The sequence below is a fragment of the Sphingopyxis sp. H053 genome (assembly GCF_001468225.1).
In the GTDB taxonomy this organism is placed as follows: domain Bacteria; phylum Pseudomonadota; class Alphaproteobacteria; order Sphingomonadales; family Sphingomonadaceae; genus Sphingopyxis.
The window spans coordinates 47176-70629 of sequence record NZ_LNRU01000003.1; the positions used below are offsets into that span (position 1 = coordinate 47176).

General features: G+C 63.2%; 20 protein-coding genes and 2 pseudogenes. 7 read left to right on the plus strand and 15 right to left on the minus strand.

The features are described 5' to 3' along the window. Window positions 1-54: 54 nt before the first annotated feature. Window positions 55-432 carry an EthD domain-containing protein gene (locus tag ATE70_RS06100; protein WP_058537076.1) on the minus strand — a complete coding sequence of 126 codons (378 nt, stop codon included), beginning with the start codon at window positions 430-432 and terminating at the stop codon, window positions 55-57. A gap of 85 nt (window positions 433-517) precedes the next feature. On the opposite strand from ATE70_RS06100, the gene ATE70_RS06105 reads away from it, so the two are divergent. Then, a complete protein-coding gene (locus ATE70_RS06105) occupies window positions 518-1531 on the plus strand; it encodes an NADP-dependent oxidoreductase (RefSeq protein WP_058537077.1) in 1014 nt (337 codons plus the stop codon). Window positions 1532-1576: 45 nt separating this feature from the next. Here ATE70_RS06105 and ATE70_RS06110 read toward each other — a convergent pair whose 3' ends face one another. After that, window positions 1577-2374 (minus strand): enoyl-CoA hydratase/isomerase family protein, encoded by a 798-nt coding sequence (locus ATE70_RS06110; protein WP_058537078.1) that lies wholly within the window; start codon window positions 2372-2374, stop codon window positions 1577-1579. 236 nt (window positions 2375-2610) lie between these two features. Between ATE70_RS06110 and ATE70_RS06115 the strand changes: the two genes are divergently transcribed. Next, window positions 2611-3408, plus strand: coding sequence for a tyrosine-protein phosphatase (locus ATE70_RS06115; RefSeq protein ID WP_054586696.1), 798 nt, complete (start codon window positions 2611-2613; stop codon window positions 3406-3408). A gap of 11 nt (window positions 3409-3419) precedes the next feature. Here the strand turns inward: ATE70_RS06115 and ATE70_RS06120 are convergent, their stop codons facing one another. Continuing rightward, the gene (locus ATE70_RS06120) at window positions 3420-4037 is read right to left on the minus strand and encodes an SDR family oxidoreductase (protein ID WP_443028788.1); all 618 of its coding nucleotides are present in this window, start codon (window positions 4035-4037) and stop codon (window positions 3420-3422) included. A gap of 356 nt (window positions 4038-4393) precedes the next feature. Here ATE70_RS06120 and ATE70_RS06125 point away from each other — a divergent pair, with 356 nt between their 5' ends. From ATE70_RS06125 to ATE70_RS06135, 3 genes are read left to right on the plus strand one after another with little or no spacing between them, the layout of a single operon-like run. Next, complete coding sequence (locus ATE70_RS06125) at window positions 4394-5500, plus strand: NAD(P)-dependent alcohol dehydrogenase (protein WP_058537079.1); 1107 nt, start codon at window positions 4394-4396, stop codon at window positions 5498-5500. A gap of 13 nt (window positions 5501-5513) precedes the next feature. Continuing rightward, on the plus strand, window positions 5514-7064 hold the full coding sequence (locus ATE70_RS06130; protein WP_058537080.1) for an acyl-CoA synthetase: 1551 nt from the start codon (window positions 5514-5516) through the stop codon (window positions 7062-7064). Further along, complete coding sequence (locus ATE70_RS06135; RefSeq protein WP_058537081.1) at window positions 7061-7834, plus strand: SDR family NAD(P)-dependent oxidoreductase; 774 nt, start codon at window positions 7061-7063, stop codon at window positions 7832-7834. Before ATE70_RS06130 ends, ATE70_RS06135 begins: the two co-directional genes overlap by 4 nt. A 56-nt stretch (window positions 7835-7890) precedes the next feature. On the opposite strand, the gene ATE70_RS06140 is transcribed toward ATE70_RS06135, so the two are convergent. Both ATE70_RS06140 and ATE70_RS06145 read right to left on the minus strand, forming a co-directional pair. Further along, a complete protein-coding gene (locus tag ATE70_RS06140; RefSeq protein ID WP_054586691.1) occupies window positions 7891-8667 on the minus strand; it encodes an SDR family NAD(P)-dependent oxidoreductase in 777 nt (258 codons plus the stop codon). 33 nt (window positions 8668-8700) lie between these two features. Continuing rightward, window positions 8701-11028 carry an enoyl-CoA hydratase-related protein gene (locus ATE70_RS06145; RefSeq protein ID WP_058537082.1) on the minus strand — a complete coding sequence of 776 codons (2328 nt, stop codon included), beginning with the start codon at window positions 11026-11028 and terminating at the stop codon, window positions 8701-8703. 204 nt (window positions 11029-11232) lie between these two features. Here ATE70_RS06145 and ATE70_RS06150 point away from each other — a divergent pair, with 204 nt between their 5' ends. Then, entirely contained in the window at window positions 11233-11736 is a 504-nt protein-coding gene (locus ATE70_RS06150) for a DUF3237 domain-containing protein (RefSeq protein WP_058537083.1), read from the plus strand. A 6-nt stretch (window positions 11737-11742) separates the two neighbouring features. On the opposite strand, the gene ATE70_RS06155 is transcribed toward ATE70_RS06150, so the two are convergent. The 10 genes and pseudogenes from ATE70_RS06155 to ATE70_RS06200 form a co-directional block, all read right to left on the minus strand. Then, on the minus strand, window positions 11743-13212 hold the full coding sequence (locus tag ATE70_RS06155) for a coniferyl aldehyde dehydrogenase (protein ID WP_058537084.1): 1470 nt from the start codon (window positions 13210-13212) through the stop codon (window positions 11743-11745). 52 nt (window positions 13213-13264) lie between these two features. Then, on the minus strand, window positions 13265-14371 hold the full coding sequence (locus tag ATE70_RS06160; RefSeq protein WP_058537085.1) for an acyl-CoA dehydrogenase family protein: 1107 nt from the start codon (window positions 14369-14371) through the stop codon (window positions 13265-13267). 10 nt (window positions 14372-14381) lie between these two features. Then, a complete protein-coding gene (locus ATE70_RS06165; protein WP_058537086.1) occupies window positions 14382-15593 on the minus strand; it encodes an acyl-CoA dehydrogenase family protein in 1212 nt (403 codons plus the stop codon). Continuing rightward, the gene (locus ATE70_RS06170; protein ID WP_058537087.1) at window positions 15590-16579 is read right to left on the minus strand and encodes an NAD(P)H-dependent flavin oxidoreductase; all 990 of its coding nucleotides are present in this window, start codon (window positions 16577-16579) and stop codon (window positions 15590-15592) included. Before ATE70_RS06170 ends, ATE70_RS06165 begins: the two co-directional genes overlap by 4 nt. A gap of 66 nt (window positions 16580-16645) precedes the next feature. After that, the gene (locus ATE70_RS06175; protein WP_054586684.1) at window positions 16646-17938 is read right to left on the minus strand and encodes a cytochrome P450; all 1293 of its coding nucleotides are present in this window, start codon (window positions 17936-17938) and stop codon (window positions 16646-16648) included. 41 nt (window positions 17939-17979) lie between these two features. Continuing rightward, window positions 17980-18789, minus strand: a complete 810-nt coding sequence (locus ATE70_RS06180) for an enoyl-CoA hydratase/isomerase family protein (RefSeq protein ID WP_231732917.1) — start codon at window positions 18787-18789, stop codon at window positions 17980-17982. A gap of 162 nt (window positions 18790-18951) precedes the next feature. Next, window positions 18952-19989 (minus strand): alcohol dehydrogenase family protein, encoded by a 1038-nt coding sequence (locus tag ATE70_RS06185; RefSeq protein WP_058537089.1) that lies wholly within the window; start codon window positions 19987-19989, stop codon window positions 18952-18954. A gap of 9 nt (window positions 19990-19998) precedes the next feature. After that, window positions 19999-21222: an acyl-CoA dehydrogenase family protein gene (locus tag ATE70_RS06190; protein WP_058537090.1), complete on the minus strand. Its 1224-nt coding sequence runs from the start codon at window positions 21220-21222 to the stop codon at window positions 19999-20001. 25 nt (window positions 21223-21247) lie between these two features. After that, window positions 21248-21984: pseudogene (locus tag ATE70_RS06195) on the minus strand (SDR family NAD(P)-dependent oxidoreductase). Between the two features lie 12 nt (window positions 21985-21996). Further along, window positions 21997-23022, minus strand: coding sequence for a phosphotransferase family protein (locus tag ATE70_RS06200; RefSeq protein ID WP_231732605.1), 1026 nt, complete (start codon window positions 23020-23022; stop codon window positions 21997-21999). A gap of 169 nt (window positions 23023-23191) precedes the next feature. Here ATE70_RS06200 and ATE70_RS25805 point away from each other — a divergent pair. Next, window positions 23192-23419 (plus strand): annotated as a pseudogene (locus ATE70_RS25805) (SDR family NAD(P)-dependent oxidoreductase); the annotation flags it as partial. Between the last annotated feature and the right edge of the window lie 35 nt (window positions 23420-23454).

A 23454-nucleotide genomic window follows, 5' to 3' on the forward strand; every position in this document is an offset into this window, starting at 1 on the left:
GCTGACGGATTGGAGCCGATGACAAATAGCGGCGGGCGGCGCATTCGCCCGCCGCTATCCATTGCTGATGATGTCGTGCCCCTGAACCCAGAAGATGGGCGAGTTGGGAAGGTCGATGAACCTTTTCTCGTCGGCGAGCAGCAGCCTGCCTGCGGCGCGTCCTGCCTCGGTCATACCCGCCGCTCGCACGGCAGCCGCGCTATCGTACCAAAGCTCGGCAATACCGTCGTAGGGCGGAAGCTCGCAGCCGCGGCCAGCCAAAGCACGGGTAAGCCCGTCGTCGTCAAGGGCGTGCGACTGGACATAGCGGCGGATGCCAAGCCTCTCGGCAACGCTGCGAACAAGCGGTGCATGTTGATTGAGCCAATAGTCCTGAAATTTGGACAATGTGAGAGCGGGCAACCGCCGCAGGCAGAATTTGATGGCAATCATGGTCAGACTTTCTTGTGAAAGGGTCGCCGCGCGCCCCGGATGGGAATTGGCTCTGGTCGCTGTCCCGCGCTTAAGGAGATAGGATATGAAGAACCGCCAATGGATATTGAAGCGCCGTCCGCAAGGCGCGCCTGGCGCTGCGGACCTGGAACTGCGGGAAACGCCCATAGGCCCGCTCGCGGACGGAGAGATATTGGTTCGCACCCTCTATCTTTCGCTTGATCCGACGAACCGGCTCTGGATGAGCGATCGCGACCAATATCTGCCTCCGGTCGGTGTGGGCGACGTCATGCGCGGCGGCACGATCGGGGTCGTCGAGGCTTCGCGCTCGGACCGCTTTCGCGTCGGGGACCTCGTCCTGCCATCGACCGGCGGTTGGGAGCTTTACTCGATAGCGAATGAGCGCGGATCGCGTCGTATCGCGCCGCAGGCTGGAGTTCCGCTGACGGCCTATTTGTCGGTCCTCGGGGCGACGGGACTGACGGCCTATTTCGGGCTGCTGGACATCTGCAAGCCTCGGGAAGGCGAAGTCCTGGCGGTGTCCGCGGCGGCGGGTGCCGTCGGCTCGATCGTCGGTCAAATCGGCCGCATCAAGGGCGCGCAAGTGGTCGGGATTGCCGGCGGCCCGGAAAAATGCGGCTGGCTTACCGAGACTCTGGGGTTTGATTCGGCGATCGACTATCGCAACGAGGATGTCGGTGTCGCGCTCGACCGGCTGTACCCGACAGGTATCGACATGAATTTCGAAAATGTCGGCGGTCCGATCATGGATGCCGTTTTCTCGCGTCTCCGCAAGGATGGCCGCATGGCGCTGTGCGGAATGATCTCCGCCTACAATGAGGACGGGCCAATGCCGGGGCCGCGCGACTTCGGGCGAATCCTCATGCAGCGCCTGACCGTTCGAGGCTTCATCGTGATCGATTATCTTCGCCAGGCGCCTGGAGCATTCGCCGACCTCTCGTCGTGGATTGCCGAGGGCCGGCTTGCCTGGATGGATCATGTCGTCGACGGGCTCGAGGAGGCGGTGGCCGCGCTCGACCTGCTGTTTACAGGGGGCAACGACGGAAAGCTCGTCGTCAGAGTTTCGCCGGAGCCCTGACGCCTGACGCCTGACGCCTGACGCCTGACGCTGCGCACAGCCCCTTCATCGCATCGTTTCAAGTCCGACATCGCCTTCTGCGAACTGGAAGAGCGCCTCCGGCAGCGCCTCGCCGGTGAGGCCAAGCTCGCCAAACCGGCAAGCTTCCGCGGCCAGCCTCTCCCGGTCTTCGTCAGTGGCCGTCAGGCGCAGGATCGCGGACACCGCGGCGGTCGAACGGCCGGCGAACATGCCGGCCAATTCGAGGGCACGATCGAGCGCACAGGGGACCACTTCATCGACAAGGCCGGCCGCCAGCGCCTGGCTGGCCGTCATGACGTCGCCGCGGAGCATGAACAGGCGGGCCCGATGGCGTCCGACCAGTCGCGACAGCCGCTGCGTTCCCCCTCCGCCGGGGAAGATGTCGAGGCGAATTTCGGGAAGGCCGATCGCGGTGGCGGCGGGCGATGCGATCCGCATGGTGCAGGCGAGTGCAATTTCGAAGCCGCCGCCCATGCACAGGCCGTCAATCGCGGCGATCACCGGCTTTTCGGCGGCGTCGAGCATCGCGCCGAGTTCGGCGAATGCGCTGGTCGCAAAGGCTTGCGGATCGACGCTTCCCATGCCTACGCGTTCAAGCGAAGTTGCAATTTGCCCGACGTCGGCGTGGCGGATGAAGATGCCTTCCTGACCGCCTGTGAGAATGATCGCTCGTGTTTCGGCCGCCGCGAGGAGGGGCCTGATCGCCGCGACAAGGTCCGCCGCACCGCCGTTCGAGATGGTGCCGTGCGGCGGATTGGCGAAGCGCACGACGGCTACGTCTTCGGCGCTTTCGACCTGAACGCGAAGCGGCTTGCCTGTCATCCGCGGACCTTTTCCATTGCTGATCCGGTGAGCTAGCATCCCCCGACCGGGTTGCACAATCAATTAATCAATCACATAATAAGGCTGGGGCGGGTTCTTCCGGTCTGGCATGAGCGGGGATGGAGCCCGGGCACCGGGCGATGACGCCAAAGTCGAAGGGAATGGCGTCACATATTGGAAACCCGAGACTGGTTGATAAACGCGGCGCACGGGCGCACCTTTTTGTGGGATATCATATGACCGAGACTGTCGTGATCGAAGAGGACCGGCTGGTCGCACTTGCCGGCGGCCAGAACTTTCGGGAGGTCGGCGGCTATCCGGCCCGCGATGGCAGGGTTTTGAAGCGACGGCTGATATGGCGGTCCGCCCGGCTGGACGAGTTGACGAGCGACGATATCCGCAACGAATCGCTCGACGCGATTTCCACGATCGCAGACCTGCGCCTGGCCAGCGAGCGCGCGCTCCATCCGACCGTTCCGGCTTTTGCGGAAAAGCGCACTACCTTGGTCTGGGACGAGGGCGATATCGATCTTTCAGGCGATCAGCGGTTGTTTGCGCGCGACCTCAAGCCCGATGATTATGCCGAAGCAGTGCGGCATTTCTACCGAAGCCTGGCCGACAGGCACGCGACGCATCTCGCCAGCCTGTATCGCCATATCGCCGCAGGCAGCCTGCCGGTGCTCATCCACTGCTCGGCCGGGAAGGACCGCACCGGCATCGCCATCGCACTATTGCTCGATCTCATCGGAATTCGCCGGGAATATATCATCGCGGACTATTGCAAGACGGCCGAACTGCTCGACTGGAAACGCCTGACCGCGAGTGCGGCGGCGGCGGGCATGCAAGGAAAGTGGATGGAACGCCTGGCGCCCGATGCGCTCGAAATCCTTATGCGCGCCGATCGCAGCTATATCGAGGCTGCCTTTCGCGAACTGGAGTGGCGGCATGGCTCGATATCCAGCTTCGCGAAGGACGTCCTCGGCCTCTCGGATAGCGATCTTGGCCGGCTACAGGACAACCTCCTCGAAGGCTGACCGGTCCTTGCCTATCGCGGCGGGACAGTGAGGGCGTCTGCCGACGCGTCGCCGAGCACAGAACCTCCGTCACAATCGAGAATTGCTCCGGTGATATATTTTGCATTGGGGGTGCAAAGAAATACCGCGAGATCGGCGATGTCGCGCTTGACGCCATAGTCGCGCAGCGGAATCCGTTTCTTCAACGCCGCGGTCGCAGCCTCCGATGGGGTCAGCCTGCGCATGCCTTCGGTATCGCCGATTGGCCCCGGAGCGATGGCGTTTACGCGAACGCTGGCTGGCCCCCACTCCATCGCGAGCGTCTGGGTCAGATTGTTGATCCCTGCCTTTGCCGCGCCGGCATGCGCCTGGAACATCGTCGGACGAACGGCTTGCCCCGCCGTAATCGCGATGAGCGACGCGCCAGGTTTGCGCAAATGGTCGAACGCGGCGCGCATCACGTTGAAAGTGCCCAGAAGGTCGATGTCTATGACCGTCTTGAACGCGTTTGCGGACATGCCAATCACCGGTGCCAGAAAATTTCCAGCGGCACCGGAAACGACGAAGTCGATCTCCCCGAACCGTTCGACCGTCGCAGCGAAGGCTGCGTCCACCGCCTCGAAATCGCGAACATCGGCGGCGAGCCCCATTGCCCGCGCACCACCCGGAAATGCTCCTGGCGGCTGCACTCACCCGCTCGGCATCGCGGCTTATGAGGCTTATGTTCGCCCCGAGTTCGGCGAATCGCCCAGCAATCGCGAGATTGATGCCGCCTGACCCTCCGGCGACGAACAATGTCCTGTTCTTGAAAATATCCTCACGAAACGCGTCCCCGGCCACCGTCAGTCTCCCTCACACTCTTCGCGTCAGCGCCCCATCACGAGCATCAGAGAATTTCATTAGTTGATTGATTATTTTTTTGCCAATTGATAATTCCACGCGAACAATGATCGCCGCCGCCCCTTTCGACAATGGACGAACGGCGACGGCGCGTGGGAGATGGAGCATGGCCAAGCAAGCAGTCGCCGCGGTAGCCCGCACCCCGGGAGGCCGGTGGGATATCGAGGATATCATGCTCGAAGATCCGCGGCCGGGCGAGATATTGGTCCGCATAGCGGGCGTCGGCCTCTGCCATACCGACCTTGCCTTTGGCGGAAGTCTCCAGATCATGAAGGCGCCGGCGGTGCTTGGCCATGAAGGGTCGGGTATCGTCGAGCGCGTCGGCGAGGGGGTGTCGAAGGTGCGCCCTGGCGATCATGTCGTACTGACCTTCAACAGCTGCGGCGAATGCCCCCGGTGCGATGAGGGCCGGCCGGCCTATTGTGTTCGCTTCGCACAAATGAACTATGGCGGCTGCCGAGTGGACGGAAGCCGGACGCTCTGTGTCGGCGAAGAACCCGCAAGTGCGAACTTCTTCGGCCAGTCGTCATTCGCATCCTATGCACTTGCCAATGAACGCAACACCGTCCGCGTCGACCCAGCGCTGCCGATCGAGTTGCTTGGCCCGCTGGGTTGCGGTGTCCAGACGGGCGTGGGCGCGGTGATGAACTCGCTCGCCTGCCCCAAAGGCTCGTCGCTTCTTGTGATCGGCGCCGGCGCGGTGGGGCTGAGTGCGGTCCTCGGCGCCAAGGTCCAGGAATGTGCCACCATCCTCGTTGTCGAGCCGCGGGAGGAACGCCGGGCCCTGGCGCTCGAACTTGGTGCGACGCACGTCATCGATCCGGCCTCCGCCGACTTTGCGACGGCAATCCGCGAAATCGTCCCGGTCGGGGTCGATTATGCTTTCGACACGACAGGCCGGCGAGAGGTCATCGAATCCGCGATGACTGCATTGGCGCCGCGCGCGACCTTCGGACTTGTCGGAATCGCAAGCCCCGCCGACGATCGGCTGGGTCTTTCGATCAACCAACTGGTCGGTGCGGGTCATATCGTGATGGGCATCATCGAAGGCGATAGCCTACCCGATATGTTCATCCCCCGCATGATCGAGCTCTACAAGGCGGGAGAGCTGCCTTTCGACCGTCTCGTTCGCAGATATCCGCTATCGCAGATCAACGAAGCCATTGCCGACCAGCACGCCGGACGGTGCGTGAAGGCCGTGATGATCCCCTGAGAGGACGGACACTATGCATCCCTCGATCCATGCCCGCTCGACGCCCCACAAGCCCGCCCTGATCATGGCCGAAACGGGCGAGGCGCTGCGCTATTCCGATCTCGACCGCCGCTCGAACCAGGGCGCGCAGCTATTTAGGGCCCTCGGACTGGCTCCCGGCTCGACGATCGCGATGTGCCTTCCCAATTCGCCCGCTTTTTACGAGATCGCCTGGGCTGCCCAGCGTGCAGGCCTCTACTTCGTCACCATCTCCAACAAGCTCCAGGCTGACGAAGTCGAATATATATTGCGCGACAGCGGCGCCCGGATCTTCATCATTTCGGCCGCGCAAGGCGAGGTCGCGGCGGAAATCGCGCGACGCGACCTCGATATCGACCTGTTCGCAACAGGCGGCCGGATCGCAGGCTATCTCGATTTCGAGTCCGAGCGCAGTGCAATGCCCCCAGTCCCGGTCGCCGACGAACAGGCGGGCTATGACATGCTCTATTCGTCGGGCACGACGGGACGGCCGAAAGGCATCAAGCCGAGCCCGATCTGCGGCGAGGCCATCGACAAGCCGGACTCGGTCGTCATGGTGGCGACGCAACTCTACGGCGCGTCGGCGGACAGCATCTATCTCTGCCCTGCACCCATTTATCATGCGGCACCGCTCCGCTGGACGATGGCGATGATGCGCCTTGGCGCCACCGTCGTTCTCATGGAGCGCTTTGCACCCGAGACGGCGCTCGCCGCCATCGCGCGATACAAGGTGACGATTGCGCAATTCGTGCCGACCCATTTCATCCGCATGCTCAAGATGCCGGAGGGCGAGCGCGCCGCCCATGACGTCTCGTCGCTGAGCACCGTGGTCCACGCCGCCGCCCCCTGCCCGGTCCCGGTCAAGGAAGCGATGATGGACTGGTTCGGTCCGATCATTCATGAATATTACAGTGGATCCGAAGGCAATGGCGGGACCTTCATCGGGCCTCAGGAGTGGCTCGCTCACAAGGGCTCGGTCGGCAGGCCCCTGACGACGAAGCTCCACATTTGCGACGAAGAAGGGCGGGAGCTTCCGCCTCGGCAGGAAGGCACGATCTATTTCAGCGGCGGGCCGCGGTTCGAGTATCACAACGACGCGGCCAAGACCGACGAGTCGCGGCATGCGGAGGGATGGACGACGCTCGGCGACATCGGCTGGGTCGACGAGGAAGGCTATCTCTATCTCACCGACCGCAAGAGCTTCATGATCATCTCGGGTGGGGTGAACATCTATCCGCAGGAGATCGAGAATCTGCTGGTGACACATCCAAAGGTCGCGGACGTCGCCGTGATCGGCGGACCGGACGAAGAGATGGGCGAGCGCGTGATCGCGGTCGTTCAGCCCGTCCATTGGTCCGACGCCGGTGACGCGCTTGCGGCCGAACTCATGGCGCTCGCGCGCGAGAAGCTCAGTCACGTCAAGGCACCTCGTCAGATCGACTTCTCGAAAGCGCTCCCCCGGCTCGACACCGGCAAGCTCTACAAACGCCTCATCCGCGACGAATATTGGGCTAGGGACAAGGCTGCCGGAGCCGCATCGCGATGACCGCCGCTCCGAAGGATGCCTCGCTTCTCGCGGGCCAGTCTGCTATCGTCACCGGGGCCTCGTCGGGGCTCGGCTACCGCTTTGCCAAAACGCTCGCAGCGGCGGGTGCCGCCGTTACGGTCGTCGGCCGACGTATCGAACGCCTCGAAGCGCTGGTCGCCGAGATAGAGACGGCGGGCGGCAGAGCGACCGCCGTCGCAGCCGATGTCGCTGACCCGGGGCAAATCGTCGAGGCGGTCGACAAGGCGCAGGCGGCTTTCGGACCAACCGGGATCCTCATCAACAACGCCGGCATTCCCGATGCGCAGCTCGCAACGCGCATGCCGCTCGATCTCATCGATCGCGTGCTCGACGTGAACGTGCGTGCGCCCTTCCTCTTCGCGCGCGAGGTTGCAACGCGGCTCATCGAGGCCAGGCAACATGGGCGGATCGTCAATATAGCCTCGATAGCGGCCTTTGTGGCGCCCAGGCAGGGCGCCGCCCTTTACGCGACGAGCAAGGCTGCGGTCGTGCGGATGAGCGAAGCCCTGGCGATCGAATGGGCGCGCTTTCATATCAACGTCAATTGCATTGCCCCGGGCTCGTTCGATTCCGAGATGATGGACGGGATGCGGTCCCGGACCGGCGACGCCTTTATCGGCACCTTTCCGCGCAAGCGGCTGGGTTTGCCGGAGCAACTTGACTCAAGCTTGCTCTATTTGGTGTCGCCCGCCTCGGAAGCGGTCACCGGGACGATCCTCAAGGTCGACGACGGCCAGTTCCTGCGCTGACCGCATGCTTAACGACCTCCGGAGCCAAAGCGGGAGAGGCAAGTCGCAAGGATGTCTCATAGCGATTGTCCATCATCGACGGTGATGACCGTACCGGTTATCCCGAGCGATGCGTCCGAGCAGAGAAACAGCAACGGCGCGTGGAGATCGCTCGCCGGGCGCAAGCGGGCGCGCGGAAAGGAAGCGATATATGCCTGCCCCGCTTCGCTTCCGACCATCTCCGCCGTCATCTCGGACTCAAAATAGCCAGGCTGGATGACATTCACATTGATGCCGCGCCGCGCCCATTCGCGCGCAAATGCCTTGGCCATATGGCGCGCAGCGGCCTTGGTCGCGCCGTAAACGGACGCCGCGGGCAGCGCCCGCTCGGCCGTAATGGAGCCGATGATGACGACTCGGCCATGCTCGCGCTCGCGGCTTCCCGCTGCCACGAGCCGCCGCGCTCCTTCGGTGGCGGTCAGGAAGGCGCCCCGGACGTTGACAGCGAGCAGATCGTCGACATGCGAGGCGGTGAGGTGCAGGGCCGCGTTATCGCTCGCGATACCCGCATTGGCGACAATCGTGTCGACAGTTCCGAAAGCTGCCTCGGCTGCATCATAGGCCGCTATTGTCGAGGCTTCGTCCGTGACATCGAGGGCCACGGCGAGCGCCTCGCCGCCCTGCCCCCTGATCGCATCGACCTCTGCCTCGAGCCGGTCGACACGCCGCGCCGCAAGGACCACCTTAGCGCCGGCCTCAGCGAGCACGCGCGCAAAGCCCGCGCCAAGTCCGGACGAAGCGCCGGTCACGAGCGCCACGCGCCCGGTCAGATCAAAAGCTGTCGCCACACCCATTCCCCCTCTCCTTCCCGGCAGACCCCGAGAAACCTATCGGCCCTTCCAGACCGGTGGCCGCTTCTGGGCGAACGCGAGCGGCCCCTCGCGCACATCGTCCGACCGGAAGAGCGCTCCGATCGCCGGATATCGCGTCTGGTTCCCATAGGCGGCCGCGAGGTCGCTTTCGTCCAAGCCTTTCATGACGGCCTCCTTCGAAGCCCGGATCGACATCGGGCTGCACGCGGCGATGTCATCGGCCCAACGCCGCGCCGCTGCGAGCAGTTCGTCTTGCGGCACCACTTCATTGACGAAGCCAAGCGACAGACCTTCAGCGGCCGATACGCGGCGGGCGGTGAGGATCATGCCCATGGCCTGCTTGAGGCCGATCTGCCGAGGCAGACGGTGGAGCCCCCCCGCAAGAGCGGCGAGGCCAACCTTGGGCTCGGGAAGAGCGAAAACGGCGCCTTCGGCCGCGATGATGAGGTCGCAGGCCAATGCAATCTCGAAGCCGCCACCCATGGCAATACCATTTACCGCGGCGATGACGGGCTTGTTGTTGTCCCAGCGCGCGGTGAGGCCGGCAAATCCCTTGGTCGGTGTCTCGAGCGGCAACCCCGCAGCCATCGACTGCGCGGTGAACTTGAGGTCATTACCCGACGAAAAGGCCTTGTCACCGGCCCCCGTCAGGATGGCCACCCACTGATCGGGATCAGCCTGGAAGTCGTCGAAAACCTCGGCCAGCTCCTCGTTCGCATATGGCGTCAACGCATTCATCGCGTCGGGGCGGTTGATCGTGACCAGAGTGATCGGCCCGTCGCGCTCGACGAGACAGAAGCGGCGCGGTGCCGCGCGCCGGTCGCGCTTCTCGCCTGCCTCCCATATCCGGGCGCCAAAGGCATCGGTGCGGATATGGCCGGACGTGCCGATGGGATTGGCGTCGAGCGAGGAGAGGACCAAGATCGATCGATCATCGTCACGCCGCACCTTCGCGATCGTTCGCTGGCCATCTGCGGTGCGCGCGATCACGACGCCGTGGAGGACCTCGCCCTTCGGCGTATAAATGATCGTGTGCGTTTCGACGGTGGCAGCGCCCTCATAGGTCTCTGTAAATTCGGGCACGGAGCCGCGCAACGCGTCCGCCCTGGCCTGAACCGAATAGTCCGGGCTCAAAGTCTTTTCCGGGGGCCGCGTCGAGATCAACAGCGCATGATGTTTGGATACGACGCCACCCTGGCCGTAGAGAAGGCCTGTGGTTCCCTTTCCGGCCCGCAGCTCCCGGACCATCGCGCAGACGCCGTGGCTCATATAATTGTTCATCGGGCCGCCAAAGAAGGTCAGCCCGCCGGTCACCGTCGGCTTGACGTCCGGCCGCAGCTTCAGCGTCTTGAGCGCCATCTTGGGCACAATCGGAAAGCAGCTGTACAGTTCCGCCAGATCGATCGCGGAGGCATCGCCGCCAGCGATCTCGACTGCCTGCTCCAGAACCACGCGCTGCGCGGTCGACTGGTCATAGCGGTCGCGTTCCAGATAATCCCCGGGCTCCTGCGCTGCCGCGCCATCCCAGATATAGATCAGCCGCTCTTCGGGAATCCCGTTGGCGAGGGCCCATTCGAGGCTTGCCACGACGATCGCGGCCGCCTGGTTGACCGAAGGGTTCGCGACCATGAGCTTGGGATAGGGAAAGGCCACCAGCCGGTTGCTCTCCGAAGGCGTGCCGATCTCTGCCGCTCCCGGCGCGGAACGCAACCATGCGGTTTCATTGGACGCGGCTACCTTGGCATAGTCCGCCCAGAGTTCGGCGGCAGCGGCGCGGCCCTCGGCCGGGGTCTGCCCGCGGGCGGCCTGGAAGGCGTTCTCATAGAGCGGGTAGATATGAACGGGCGCAGTCATTCCGAGCTTTTTCGAGGCCTTGCGCATCGGAAGCGAGGCGAAGTCGACCGCGACGGTTTCCTCTTTGGGAGCGAGCGGGGTCCAGTCGAGCTTCGCCTTGGCCTTGCGCGCCTTGCCCATCGCATTGACGGCCTCACCGCCCACGATCGCGGCAACGGCGCTGTCACCCCGCGCGATACGGAGTGCTGCCTCGTGCAGGAGGCGAATAGGCGTTTCGCCGCCCATGCTGGCATTTTGGGCACGGGCGGGGCCGATCGAGAGCTTCTCGCAAAGAAGAGCTACGGGGTCGCGGTAGCGCCAGGTGACCTGTCCGACGAGATCCATCGAGTCCAGCGCGCCGAGAACGGCCGGCGTTTCCGCCGCCGCGCGGCGCAGCGCTTCTGCCATCAGCGCCACAGGTTCGAGCGCCTTGCCCGGGTCATCCGGGCGATCCACAATCTCGCCGACGGCGATGATCACGGGCGTCTGCGCTGCTGCTGTCCCTTTCATCTCAGCTGTCTCCCATCCTTATACGTCCGGCTCGCCACTTGCGCGCGCAGCGTCTTCCTAAAACCGATCGATAGGCAAGCGGACGTCAGGTGGCAAGTTAATTGGTCAATTGATTATTATCGCGGCCCGTCTTAGGATGCGACGCTGCCCGCTTCCAAACGACAGCCCGTAGCAGCCGAGCATTCCAACTTGATGGAGAAGAGCATGCACCTTGAACCCCTGCTGCGCATGCGCGTCGATCTGGGCAACCGCTATCCGATCGGACCGATACCAAAGGGTCGCCGCAACGTGTGGCAGCTGGGCGGCGGCACCGTCGAAGGCCCACGTATCAAGGGCACGGTCGCGCCTGTCGGAGGCGAGTTCGAGTTGATCGACCAGGAGGGCGTCTTTCACATCGACGTTCGGCTCGTCATCGTCACCCACGACATGGCGAACATCTTCGTCCAATATTTCGGGGTCGCCAACACGACGCCGCAGGCTGCGGCCAAATACAAGGCCGGCGAGACGGTCGATTTCGGCGAGACCTATTTTGCGACGCAGCCCCGCTTCGAAACCAGCCACGCGCGCTATTCCTGGCTGAACCATGTGATGGCGGTCGCCGAGGGTCGGGGGGACGGGAGGGCCGTCGAATATCTCATGTACCAATGCGTCCCCGATCAGTCGATTGGTCTGGCGCGCGCGGACAGCGTGTTCAGATTCGACGGCTAGCTCCTTCTACCGGGCGCCCGCTCCGATCTGCTTGTCGACGAAGGCGCGAAGCTTGGCGCCATAGGGCGGCCTGAAAAGCTTCATCGGCCCCAGATCCCTGCCGAGCTGAGTGTGGATCGCCTTGCGATGGCTGAATTCGCGAAAGCCGTCGATCCCGTGATAGGCACCCATACCCGAAGGCCCGATGCCGCCGAAAGGCAGATTTTCCTGCGCGCAATGCATGATCACGTCATTGACGCACACACCGCCCGAGGTCGTGGCATCGATGATGCGATCGCGTTCGCCCGCTTCCGATCCAAAATAGTAAAGCGCAAGCGGCCGGTCGTGCGCATTGATCTCCGCCACAACCTCCTCGGCGCTGTCATATGCAACGACCGGCAGAAGCGGCCCGAATATCTCGTCCTGCATCACCGCCATGTCGCGGGTCGCATCGAGAATGAGTGTCGGAGGTATCCGGCGATGCTCCTGCTGTTCGAACGTCTCGCCAGCGGGGTTGATCTCGACGATCGTGGCACCCTTCTCACGCGCGTCCGCGACATAGCCGCGCACGCGCTCGAAGTGCCTGTCCGATATCATGGCCGTGTAGTCAGGATTATCCTTGAGGGAGCCGAACATCGCCTCGGTCGCCTGCCGTGCCTCGGTGACAAAGCTGTCGCGTAGCCCACGAGGCACGAATATATGATCAGGCGCCAGGCATATTTGACCGGCGTTCAGGGTTTTTCCGGCCATGATCCGCGCTGCGGCGACGGGCATGTCCACGCTCGCACCGAGGATCACAGGGCTCTTCCCGCCAAGCTCGAGCGTCAGGGGCACGAGATTCTCCGCCGCAGCGCGCATCACATGCTTTGCGACCGAGCCGGCGCCGGTGAATATCAGGTGATCGAAGGGCAACGCCGCGAAGGCGGCCCCCACATCGGCACCGCCTGTCACGACCGCGACCTCGTCGGGCGCGAAATATTCGGCGATCGATTGCTGGAGCAGATCCGACGTTCGCGGCGTGAATTCCGACGGCTTGATCAGCGCCCGGTTCCCGGCGGCCAGAACGCCGGCAAGCGGAGAGAAGACGAGACCCACCGGAAAGTTCCACGGCGCAATGATGCCGATCACGCCTTTGGGCTGGAACCGGATTTCCGACCGGGCGCCGAAGAGGCCGAGCAACCTCGGTTCGACCGGCCGTCGTTCGCTGCGCATCCATTTACGCAGATTGGCCCGACAGTCGCGCAGCGCGCCAAGCGGACTCATGATGTCGGTGATAGCCGATGCATGGCGCGACCGGTTGCCGAAATCGGCATTGATTGCCTCTTCGAACCGCGCGGAATAGTCGCGAAGCAAGGCAGCACAGCGATCGAGCCGGTCAATACGCAACTCCGCGCTCGCCTGACCGTCTGCAATATGGGCCTTGCGCTGGCGCTGCAGCATCTGCTCGAGAGCAGCGCTATCGGTAGCCATCGTGTCAGCGCGTAAGCTCTTGGTCATTTTTCGTACCTTCCATAGCTTCTGAAACAGGAAGCTGACGCTTCCCCCCTGTTCACGCAGCGGCGACTACCCTGCCGATTTCACGCAGATGATAGTCCGTGTTGCCGAACAGACCGTCGATCGTGAGAATATGTTTGAGGTAATGACCGACCGGAAGCTCGTCGGTCATGCCGATGCCGCCGTGGATTTGTACGGCCCCCTGCGCGATCTCGCGCCCCAGCCTGCCAACCTGCGCCTTCAATACCGAAATATCCCGGCTCGTTGCCCGTCCGCTGTCGGCCAGCGCCGCGATATAGAGAAGCGACGCTCGCGCCTTGACATAGGCAATTTTCATATCGGCGAGCCGGTGCGCGATCGCTTGAAAGCTTCCGATCGGCCGACCGAATTGCTCGCGCGTGCCCGCGAAGTCTGCGGTGGTTGCCATCAGGACGGCCATGGCCCCGACGGCTTCGGCTGCGAGTGCGAGCCGGGCATCCGCGAGCAAGGCCTCCAGCGCCGCATCGGCGCCCGCCATGATGGCAGCCCTGTCGACCGCGACGTCATGGAGCAGGATATCCGCAACGGGCCTGCCATCGAGCGCGCGATATCGCCGCACTTCGATGCCTTCGGCATCGGCGGGCACTGCGGCCAGGCAGACCGCCTTCGTCTCCGAGAGCGCCGAGATGAGCAGCACCCCTGCTTCTCCGCCTCCAAGAACGAGCTTCTTGCTACCCCGGATGCGCGGACCGGCCTCACCTTCATAGAGTTTGGTCGACAGCGTCGAAGAGGCGCCGGTGCCGCTACCTTCCTCATGGGCGAAGGCGCCGCGCAAAGCTCCGGTGCCAATATCGGCAATCCATTGCGGCACCGGTCCCGCGGGATCGAAGCGAGCGAGCGCCCGGCCCGTGAGGATCACCGAGGGAAGCAAAGGCTCGATGACCAGATGGCGACCGAAGAGCTCCGATATCGCCACAATGTCGGAGGCCGAACCGCCCAGTCCCCCGCAGGCTTCGGGAAGCGGCATCGCGACAATCCCCATATCGACGAGTTCGCTCCAGATTCCGGTTTCCGCCTGACCAGCCATGATGCGTCGGCGCAATTCAAAGGCGTAACGCTGATCGAGCAGCCGGGAGAGGCTGTCGCGGAGCATGACCTGCTCATCGGAGAATTCGAAATTCATGGGCTCTGCCTCAGGCGCGAAGGGTCTGGAGATTGCGGGAGATGAGGTCCCGCTGGACCTCGTTGCTGCCGGCATAGATGGAAGCGGCTCGGGTATTCAGATAATAGGGCATCGCCACGAGGCTGAAGGGATCGCCCAGGGGTTGAACGCCGGACCCGACCTCAAGGGCTTCCAATTGCAACGGCAGCGCGTCGATCCCGGCAACACGCGTCATCATGATCGACAGCAGCTGCGAGAGTTCCGAACTCATCACCTTGTTGAGCGACGGCATCGCGGGATCGTCGGCGAGGGCGTGGCCGCTTAGCACCAGCTTCTCGACATGCTCGAAGGACGCGACTTCGGCTTCGAGTTCCCCAAGGTCGCGCTGGAATACCGGATCCTCGCTGAGGGGTCCGCCAAAGGACGCCGTTGCATCCCTCGCCGCGGCCCGGATCGCATCGAGTTTGCGCCTGATCGCCGGGCTATGCGCAGCGCCGCCCCGCTCATGCTTGAGCAGCGCCTTGGCGACGCTCCAGCCTTCATTCTCGGCGCCCACGCGGCCCCCCTGGGGGACGCGGACGTTATCGAAAAATACTTCGCATTGCTCGGCCACACCATCGAGGCCGATGATGGGACGGATGTGCATGCCGGGATAGTCGGTCCGGTCGAGGAGGAGAAAGGTAATGCCCTGCTGCTTCTTGCCGTCCCGGTTCGTGCGCACGAGCATGAACATCTTGTTGGCCTTGTGGGCGAGGGTCGTCCATGTCTTCTGGCCGTTGATGATATAATCGTCACCGTCGGCCAGGGCCGAGCATGACAGGGCGGCAAGATCAGAACCGGCACTCGGTTCGGAATAGCCCTGGGTCCAGTAATCCTTGCCCGAAAGGATCCCGGGGAGATGCTGGCGCTTTTGTTCGGGCGTGCCAAGCTCCATGAGCAGGGGGCCGACCATGATCAGGCCGTTGGGCAGGAGCGGCGGCAGATCGCGCTTCCAATGCTCCTCGGAGAAAATATAGCGTTGCTCGAGCGACCAACCGGTCCCGCCATATTCGACGGGCCAGGCCGGGGCGGCCCAGCCGCGCGCATATAGAAGGCGGTGCCATTCCATTGTCGCCTCGAACGGCGCGAAAACGCTTGTGGTCTTCCGCCCCGCCTCGCGGATCGCGTCGGTGGGTGCCGTATCGAGAAATGCGCAGACTTCCTCGCGAAACGCTTCGAGCGATGGATCGAAATCGACGTTCATGACGTGAGCGCTCCAGGCATCATCGCCGCCAGCCGCTTCGTGATGATCGACTCGGCCTCGCCCATGATCCGGTCGATGAGTTCGTGACACGTCGGGATATCATGGATGAGACCCTGAACCATGCCAGCCGTCCATATCCCATGATCGGGATCGCCGCGGTCCAGCCCTTCCTTCCCGCGCGCGCCCTTGACGAGATGCGCGATCGCTTCGAAGGACTTTCCTTCCCGTTCGGCCGCAATGACTTCGGCTGAAACGCTGTTCTTTGCGACGCGCGCGGTGTTGCGATAGCTGCGGAAGATCAGGTCGGTCCCCCTCTCGTCGTTATCGACCATGGCGCGCTTGATATCGTCGTGGATGGGGGCTTCCTTGGTCGCACAGAAGCGCGTCCCCATGTTGATACCGTCAGCGCCGAGCGCCAAGGCTGCCACCAGCCCGCGCCCATCGCCGAATCCGCCCGATGCGAGCATAGGAACCTTGATCTTGTCGGCAGCGGCGGGAATCAGGATAAGCCCGGGAATATCATCCTCGCCCGGATGCCCGGCGCATTCGAAGCCATCGATCGAAATGGCATCGACGCCCATGCGTTCGGCGGAGAGGGCGTGCCGGACAGCCGTGCACTTATGGAGCACGATGATGCCATGCGCCTTGAAATCGTCGACATGCTCTTGTGGCTTGTAGCCTGCGGTTTCGACGATCCTGGTGCCGCTGTCGATGATCGCCTTGCGATAGTCGGCATAGGGCGGGGGATTAATCGACGGCAGGATCGTCAAATTGACGCCGAATGGCTTGTCGGTAAGCTCCCGGCATCTCTCGATCTCGGCGCGCAGCGCATCGGGAGACGGCTGGGTGAGCGCGGTGATGATTCCGAGGCCACCGGCATTGGAAACCGCCGCAGCCATCTCCGCGGTTCCCACCCACATCATGCCGCCCTGGACGATCGGATGCTCGATCCCGAGCAAGTCGGTTATGCGTGTTCTGATTCCCATTCCCGTATCCGTCCTGCGAATATGCTGTCGTCTCTCTGCCAACGCCGCCGCGCGTCGACCCGCCGATCAACTCTGAGTGAAGCGGATCGGAAGGCGTTTCGGCCCGCTGACCAGCGTCGCCTGGGTCCAGGCCGGTTCGCCGGCGATTTCGAGCGATTCGATCCGGGGCAGAAGTTCCTCGAACAGGGTCTTCATCTCGAGGCGCGCGAGATGCTGGCCGACACATAGATGGGGCCCGTAACCGAATGCGATCTGCTTGTTTGCCGGGCGGTCGAGCCGGAACTCGAACGGATCGTCGAACACCGCCTCGTCACGGTTTGCCGACATATAGGACAGCATGACCCAGTCCCCGGCCTTATACTGGTGGCCATTCACCTCATGATCCCGGGCAACGGCGCGCATGAAATGCTTCACCGGCGTGACCCAGCGAATCGCCTCATCGACGAGAGCCGGGATCAGGTCGGGATTGGCCTTCACCTCGGCGAGCAAGGCGGGCCGCTCCGCGAGGGCCCAGATCGCACCGGCCGTCGAGGCGGAGGTGGTGTCGTGCCCGGCGGTCGCGACCAGGATGTAAAAGTCGTTGGCAGCGCGCTCGTCGATCGGCTTGCCGTCGATCATGGCGTTCGCGATGATGGTCGCTAGATCGTCGCGCGGCTCGGCGCGGCGGCTCGCCGTGATATTGGAGAAATAGGCGTGGAAGTCCGCCACGACGGCCCCGAACACCTTTATGGCGGTATCCGGATCGGCCATGGCATCGGCTTTTCGACTGAGTTCCGGATCGCGGGCGCCGAAAAGTTGCTGGGTCAGCATCAGCATGCGCTGTTCGTCCTCTTCGGGAACGCCAAGGATGCTCATGATGACGTGCAACGGATAATGCAGGGCCACATCGGCGACAAAGTCGCATTCGCCGCCGAGCCCCATCATCCGATCGACATGCGCGCGCGCGATCTCGCGAATGTCGTCCGTGAGCTTCTTGACATTGCCTGGCATGAACCAGGATTGGACCAGCGATCGATAGGCACGATGCTCTGCTCCGTCCATGTTGACCATGTTACGGGTGAGGTGCGGACAGCCGGTCGCATTCTCCACCGCCTTGAGCATCGGACTTCCGATGAGAACCGTCGAAAGATCACCGTTGCGGAAAATGTCGGGCTGGCGCTCTATGTCCATGATGTCGCCATGTCGGCTCACGAGCCAGAAGGGATCGACACCGGCGGTATCGACAAGCGAAACGGGCTGGTGGCCACGAAGCCAGGCAAGGTCGGCGTGCAGGGTCGCGGGGTCGCCGAACGACGCCGGGTTCACAAGCCGGGCCGCCATTTCGGCTGGCGCGGCCAGGTCTTGGGTTTCATTGCTCATCGTCACTCACTCCCGATCGACCAGCGCTCCAGATGGCGCGGTCATGCTTTGCGTTTTGAAAAGGCCGCGATACGTTCGCCCATGTCGGGTCCGACGCCTGCGCTGTTGCGGACTTCGTGTGCGAGGCCGAGATGCAGCGGGACATTGTCCGTTTCGGCGAGCAGTCGCTTATAGGCGGCAATGCTGAAAGCCGAATTTTCAGCGATCATCGACGCGATCGCATCGACCCGCTCCAGAAACTCAGTATCCTCGAAGCAGGACGCCGCCAGTCCGATCTCCGCCGCCTCCCGGCCATCGATCGTGCGCGCGGTGAACATCATCTCGCGCGCCTTGGCCTGGCCCACCAGACGGGGCAGCCGCTGGCTCATACCCCACACAGGCGTGAGCGCCCATTTGGCGTGCGTGTCCGCGAACCGCGCGCTCCGGGCGGCGAGAATGAAATCACTGGCCAGCGCCAACTCGAGCGCGCCGGTGTAACAATGACCGTGCACCGCCGCGATAACCGCCTGGGGCAGATTCGCGAGACGCTCGAGCACCGAAGATTGAAAAGAGACATCATGCGCTGCATCGCCAGACGCGATGTCCTGCAGATCATGCCCCGCAGAAAAACATTTTCCCGCGCCACGCACGATGACGCTGCGAACAGTTTCGGCCTCGCCCGCGAGCCGCGCGACATGATCTTCAAGCCGCCGAAACATGTCGTTGTTGATCGCGTTGAGCCGGTCCTCACGGTTGAGGATGATATGTGCGGTTGGCCCGTCGACCCGCAACTCTACCGACAATCCCGATTCCATGGCGTCCTCTCCGCGAGCGATTCGACAATTAATTAATTGCTCGATTATTAGATACACAAATGCGTTCGCCCGATCAACTGCATAGCTCTGCGGTCAATGCGAACGGTTTTGCCGGCGAAGCGCCGCAAGCAGAGGCGCGCATTTTTTGCCGTGTCGCCCCCCCCTTTCCGCGTGCGGTCAGTAGGGGCGCGCCGGACTCAGATCCAGCCAGTCGCGTCTTCAGGGCTCGAGGATGATCTTCAGGGTTCCCGCCTCCCGGCGGTCGAACATCGCATAGGCTTCGGCGCCGTCTCGCAGCGGCAGCCGATTGGAGACATAGGTTTCCGGCTTGAGACGCCCCGCCTGGACAAGTGGAAAAAGGGTCGGCAATTCTTCGGGGACCGAGCAGGTCCCGACCCGGAATGTGAGCCCTGCCGCGAACGCGCGTTCAAGCGGAAAGGCGAAACGGCGCGATTGCTGCACACCGATTACCGAGACGGTGCCGCGCGCCCTTACCAAGCGTAATGCCATATCGACCGTCGCGTCGCTCCCGACCACCTCGACGACGGAATCGAGTTTACGTCCTTTCGTCGCCTCCCGGATCACGGCGACGGCTTCGTCAGGGTGCAGAGCGACGGCGCCCGCCGCTGCCGCCAGCGCGCGCCTTTCTGGAACGGGATCGATGGCATATACGATATGGGCGCCCAGCACGAAGGCGGAGTCGACCGTCATGAGGCCGATCGGCCCCAAACCAATTACGGCGACGCTGCTCCCCGGGGCGATATCGGCGCTGCGCGCACCGAACCAGGCGGTCGAAAGGGCGTCTGTCATCAGCAGCGCCTGCTCTTCCGATATCCCTTCCGGGATCAGCACCGCATTGGCGTCCGCGCTGGGGACGCGAACGGCCTCGGCCTGCGAACCTTGAAGCGCGGCGGACAACCCGTAGCAGGCCGCTGCGCCATTCTCGCACCCGATCACATTGCCCGACTGGCAGGGTCGGCAGGCGCCGCAGCCCGCTGCTGCGGGGATCATGACCCGGTCACCGACGCGGAGCCGCGAGACGGCGCGTCCGGTTTCGACCACTTCGCCGACCGCTTCGTGACCGACACAAAAGCCCCGATCCTCGGAAAATCCGTGACCATGATAAATGTGGAGGTCGCTTCCGCAGATCGAGCAGGCGGTGACCCGAACGATGGCGTCGCCCGCCTCGACCGGCATCGGATCGGCCATGCTTTCGTAGCGGATATCCCCTGCCCCGTGATAAAGCAGCGCCTTCATGCCGGCCTCCTACTTCGCCATCGCCGAATATTCGGCGATCTTCTGCTTCCCGAGCTGCGACATGTGCACCTCGTCGGGACCGTCCGCGATGCGCAGATAGCGATTGAGGGTGAAGAAGTAGGCGATCGGGGTGTTGTCGCTTACGCCCATTCCGCCATGAACCTGGATGGCCCGATCCGCGACGGTTTGCGCCATTTGCGGAGCGATCACCTTGATGGCCGCGATCAGATCCTTGGCAACCTTGTTGCCATAGCGGTCCATGGCGTCGGCAGCCTTGAGCGTGAGCAGGCGCGACATCTCGATTTCACAGAAGCTGCGTGCGACGTCCTGGCGGATGCTACTTTGATCGGCGAGCTTCTTTCCAAAAGCGACGCGGCTGTCCGCGCGGCGCGCCATGATCTCGAGCGCGCGCTGCGCCTGGCCGATCGAACGCATGCAGTGGTGAATACGTCCCGGCCCGAGACGCCCTTGCGCGATCTCGAACCCCCGCCCCTCACCAAGAATGAGATTTTCCTTCGGTACGCGTACATTGTCGAAGCGCAGTTCGCACTCGCCGCCCGGCGAGTTCATCGATCCGAAGACGGTCTGGTTGCGCACGACCGTGATCCCTGCCGTATCTCGCGGCACGAGGATCTGCGAATGTTGGGCATGGCGGGGAGCATCGAAGTCGGTCTTTCCCATCACGATGAAGATCGCGCAATCGGGGTGCATCGCATTCGAAATCCACCACTTCCGGCCGTTGATGACATAGTCGTCGCCGTCGGGCTTGATGGACAGCTCAAGATTGGTGGCATCGGATGAGGCGACCTGCGGCTCGGTCATCACATAGGCCGAGCGAATCTCCCCGTCGAGCAGGGGCTGAAGCCACTGCTGCTGCTGATCGGGGGTCCCGAATTTCGCGAGCACTTCCATATTGCCCGTGTCGGGCGCGGAGCAATTGAACACCTGGCTCGACCACGGCGATCGGCCCATCACCTCGGCAAGTGGAGCATATTCAAGATTGCTGAGCCCGGGCGAGAAGCGGCCATATTCGTGTGGGAGGAAGAGGTTCCACAAGCCCTGAGCACGCGCCTCGGCCTTGAGGGCGGGCATTCCAGGCCACTCCTGCCACAGATTCCTCTGGTCGTGGATGAAGTGGTAATACTCTTCCTCATTGGGGTAGATATGCGCATCCATGAACGTTTCGACCCTCTGCAGGAGGTCACGGACCTTTTCGCTATGTTCGAACTGCATGTGTATCTCCTGTCAGAATGGCAAATCAGAGCGTCAGGCCACCATCGACGACCAGCGTGTGGCCGGTGACGTAGGAAGCGAGCGGGGATGCGAGGAATATGGCGGCACCCCCATATCGGCGGGCGTCCCCATGCGTCGCTGCGCGATCGTGGCGAGCGCGCCGTCGAGACGAGCGGAATTCTGGGTCGTGATCCGTGTCAATTTGGTATCGACGAGCCCCGGAGCGAGACCATTCACCCGAATCCCGTCACCGGCAAAAGCCTGGCCCAGCGTTTTGGTCAGACTGATCGCGGCCGCTTTGGACGCGGCATAAGCCGGGTTTCCGATATTGCCGCGCAAGCCGGACGTCGAGCTCACGATAATAATCGACCCGCCGGACGCCGAAAGCAGTGGCCGGAACTTGCGCGCGCAATGCATCAGGCTGTCGATATTGACCGCCATGACACGATCCCACCCTTCGCGCTCGAACTCCTGGCGCCGATATAATACGGTTCCCTGCGACAAAATGAGGGAGTCCAGCGTGTCGAAGGGAATCTCCGCCGTCTCGATAGCCTCGGGCGTCCCGACATCGACGCAATGATAGCCCAGTCCTTCAAGGTCGGACCCTTCATCGGCGCTGTAGTCGGACGCAGAGGCGCGCGTCCCCCAGATATGAACATTGGCGCCGCGGGCGCGAAACCCTTGGGCTATGCCGTTGCCGATCCCGCTCGATCCGCCGACGACGAGAATATTGCGTCCGCTAAAATCGGTATCGTCGATCATCATCTTTCCTTTTCAACGAATGATGCTGAGGGCGCGCTCGAACAGAGCGAGCGTGTGCGCGTGAAGCCGTTCGCCGGTTTCGCGCGGCGCCTTTCCGGCACAGGCCCGCGCAAAGCTCCCTTCCAGAATGATGCCCAACTTGTAGCAGGCGAGCACGATGTACCAGTCGAGAGCCGCGAGATCCCGGCCGCTTGACGCTGCGTAATGCGCCGCGAGGTCGGCAGGAGATGCAAGATCGGTGAGCTGATTTGCCATGGCGTCCGTGGCGAAGGATGAGCCATCGGTCGGCCATGTCGCGATCAGCCAGCCGAGGTCGAGCAGGGGGTCGCCAATCGTGCTCAATTCCCAATCAACGAGGGCTGCGAGTTCCCCGCTGTCCGGCCGGATCATCACATTTGCAAGATGCGCATCTCCGTGGATGATCCCCGGTTGAAATGAGCTTGGGCGATGGCGATCGAGCCAGGCCGCCACCGCGTCCACCCCCGGGATGGCGCCAGGCCCCGGCCACCCGGCTAGATCGGCATAGCTTTCAAGCTGGCGGCGCCAACGCCCCACCTGGCGTTCCAGGAAATTCTCGGGCTTTCCAAAATCCGCGAGGCCGACCGCCCGATAATCGAGCGCGCCGAGTGCGGCGATCGCCTCGACCACGGCGAGGCCCATGCGGCGGCGCAGCAGCGGCTCGCGAGCGTGCAAGGCGGGGAGCCCGGACATCGGGTTGAAGCCATCGACCGGCTGCATGAGATAGAAAGCAGCGCCAAGGATCGTCTCGTCGCTAGATCCGGCGATGAAGCCAGGGTGAGGAACATCGCTACCGCGCAGTGCCTCGAGGACGCGCATTTCGCGGCGCATCGTCTCATTGGATCCCGCGCGCAGGACCGGCGGCGGCCGGCGGAGAACAAATTCGGACGGCCCGCGATGGAAGCGGAGGAGAATATTCTGGGTTCCGCCAGCCAGAAGCCGGACGCCGGAAATCGAGCCACTTCCAAGGCTCCGGGCTTCCATCCAGCGATCAAGCGAAACAAGATCGACACCCTCCACCGCGCCCTCCGATATTTAATTAATTGCTTGTATAATCGCATTTGACGGCCGCGCATGTCAATGCCAATCCGGAGGCGCGAATGGCGGCGAAGCACGGAAGCGCGCGCGCAATTTGCGCGACGCCGTCGATTGGCTCGATGGCGCTTCTCAGTTTTCGATCCTGGAGGTGATGGTGAATTCGATCGAATTGGAGGGCCGCGTTGCGATCGTGACGGGCGCGGGAAGCGGGATAGGCCTTGCCGTGGCAAAGCAATTGCTTGCCGCCGGCGCCGAGGTACTTGCGACCGATATCGATGCCTCTCGCCTTGAGTGGTGCGATGGCACCAAGGGAACGCACGCCTGCCGGCATGACGTGACAAGCGAAGCCGATTGGGAGACGGCGATCGGCTTCGCCGAAAAGCTCGGCCGGCTCGACATTCTCGTGAACAACGC

Excerpts from the sequence above, each read along its gene's own strand:
- ATE70_RS06120 (WP_443028788.1), bottom strand. The coding sequence starts at position 4,037 with ATGGGGCTCGCCGCCGATGTTCGCGATTTCGAGGCGGTGGACGCAGCC.
- ATE70_RS06105 (WP_058537077.1), top strand. The coding sequence starts at position 518 with ATGAAGAACCGCCAATGGATATTGAAGCGCCGTCCGCAAGGCGCGCCT.
- ATE70_RS06175 (WP_054586684.1), bottom strand. The coding sequence starts at position 17,938 with ATGAGCAATGAAACCCAAGACCTGGCCGCGCCAGCCGAAATGGCGGCC.
- ATE70_RS06135 (WP_058537081.1), top strand. The coding sequence starts at position 7,061 with ATGACCGCCGCTCCGAAGGATGCCTCGCTTCTCGCGGGCCAGTCTGCT.
- ATE70_RS06115 (WP_054586696.1), top strand. The coding sequence starts at position 2,611 with ATGACCGAGACTGTCGTGATCGAAGAGGACCGGCTGGTCGCACTTGCC.
- ATE70_RS06190 (WP_058537090.1), bottom strand. The coding sequence starts at position 21,222 with ATGCAGTTCGAACATAGCGAAAAGGTCCGTGACCTCCTGCAGAGGGTC.
- ATE70_RS06155 (WP_058537084.1), bottom strand. The coding sequence starts at position 13,212 with ATGACCAAGAGCTTACGCGCTGACACGATGGCTACCGATAGCGCTGCT.
- ATE70_RS06110 (WP_058537078.1), bottom strand. The coding sequence starts at position 2,374 with ATGACAGGCAAGCCGCTTCGCGTTCAGGTCGAAAGCGCCGAAGACGTA.
- ATE70_RS06165 (WP_058537086.1), bottom strand. The coding sequence starts at position 15,593 with ATGAACGTCGATTTCGATCCATCGCTCGAAGCGTTTCGCGAGGAAGTC.
- ATE70_RS06125 (WP_058537079.1), top strand. The coding sequence starts at position 4,394 with ATGGCCAAGCAAGCAGTCGCCGCGGTAGCCCGCACCCCGGGAGGCCGG.
- ATE70_RS06170 (WP_058537087.1), bottom strand. The coding sequence starts at position 16,579 with ATGGGAATCAGAACACGCATAACCGACTTGCTCGGGATCGAGCATCCG.
- ATE70_RS06185 (WP_058537089.1), bottom strand. The coding sequence starts at position 19,989 with ATGAAGGCGCTGCTTTATCACGGGGCAGGGGATATCCGCTACGAAAGC.
- ATE70_RS06100 (WP_058537076.1), bottom strand. The coding sequence starts at position 432 with ATGATTGCCATCAAATTCTGCCTGCGGCGGTTGCCCGCTCTCACATTG.
- ATE70_RS06160 (WP_058537085.1), bottom strand. The coding sequence starts at position 14,371 with ATGAATTTCGAATTCTCCGATGAGCAGGTCATGCTCCGCGACAGCCTC.
- ATE70_RS06145 (WP_058537082.1), bottom strand. The coding sequence starts at position 11,028 with ATGAAAGGGACAGCAGCAGCGCAGACGCCCGTGATCATCGCCGTCGGC.
- ATE70_RS06150 (WP_058537083.1), top strand. The coding sequence starts at position 11,233 with ATGCACCTTGAACCCCTGCTGCGCATGCGCGTCGATCTGGGCAACCGC.
- ATE70_RS06130 (WP_058537080.1), top strand. The coding sequence starts at position 5,514 with ATGCATCCCTCGATCCATGCCCGCTCGACGCCCCACAAGCCCGCCCTG.
- ATE70_RS06140 (WP_054586691.1), bottom strand. The coding sequence starts at position 8,667 with ATGGGTGTGGCGACAGCTTTTGATCTGACCGGGCGCGTGGCGCTCGTG.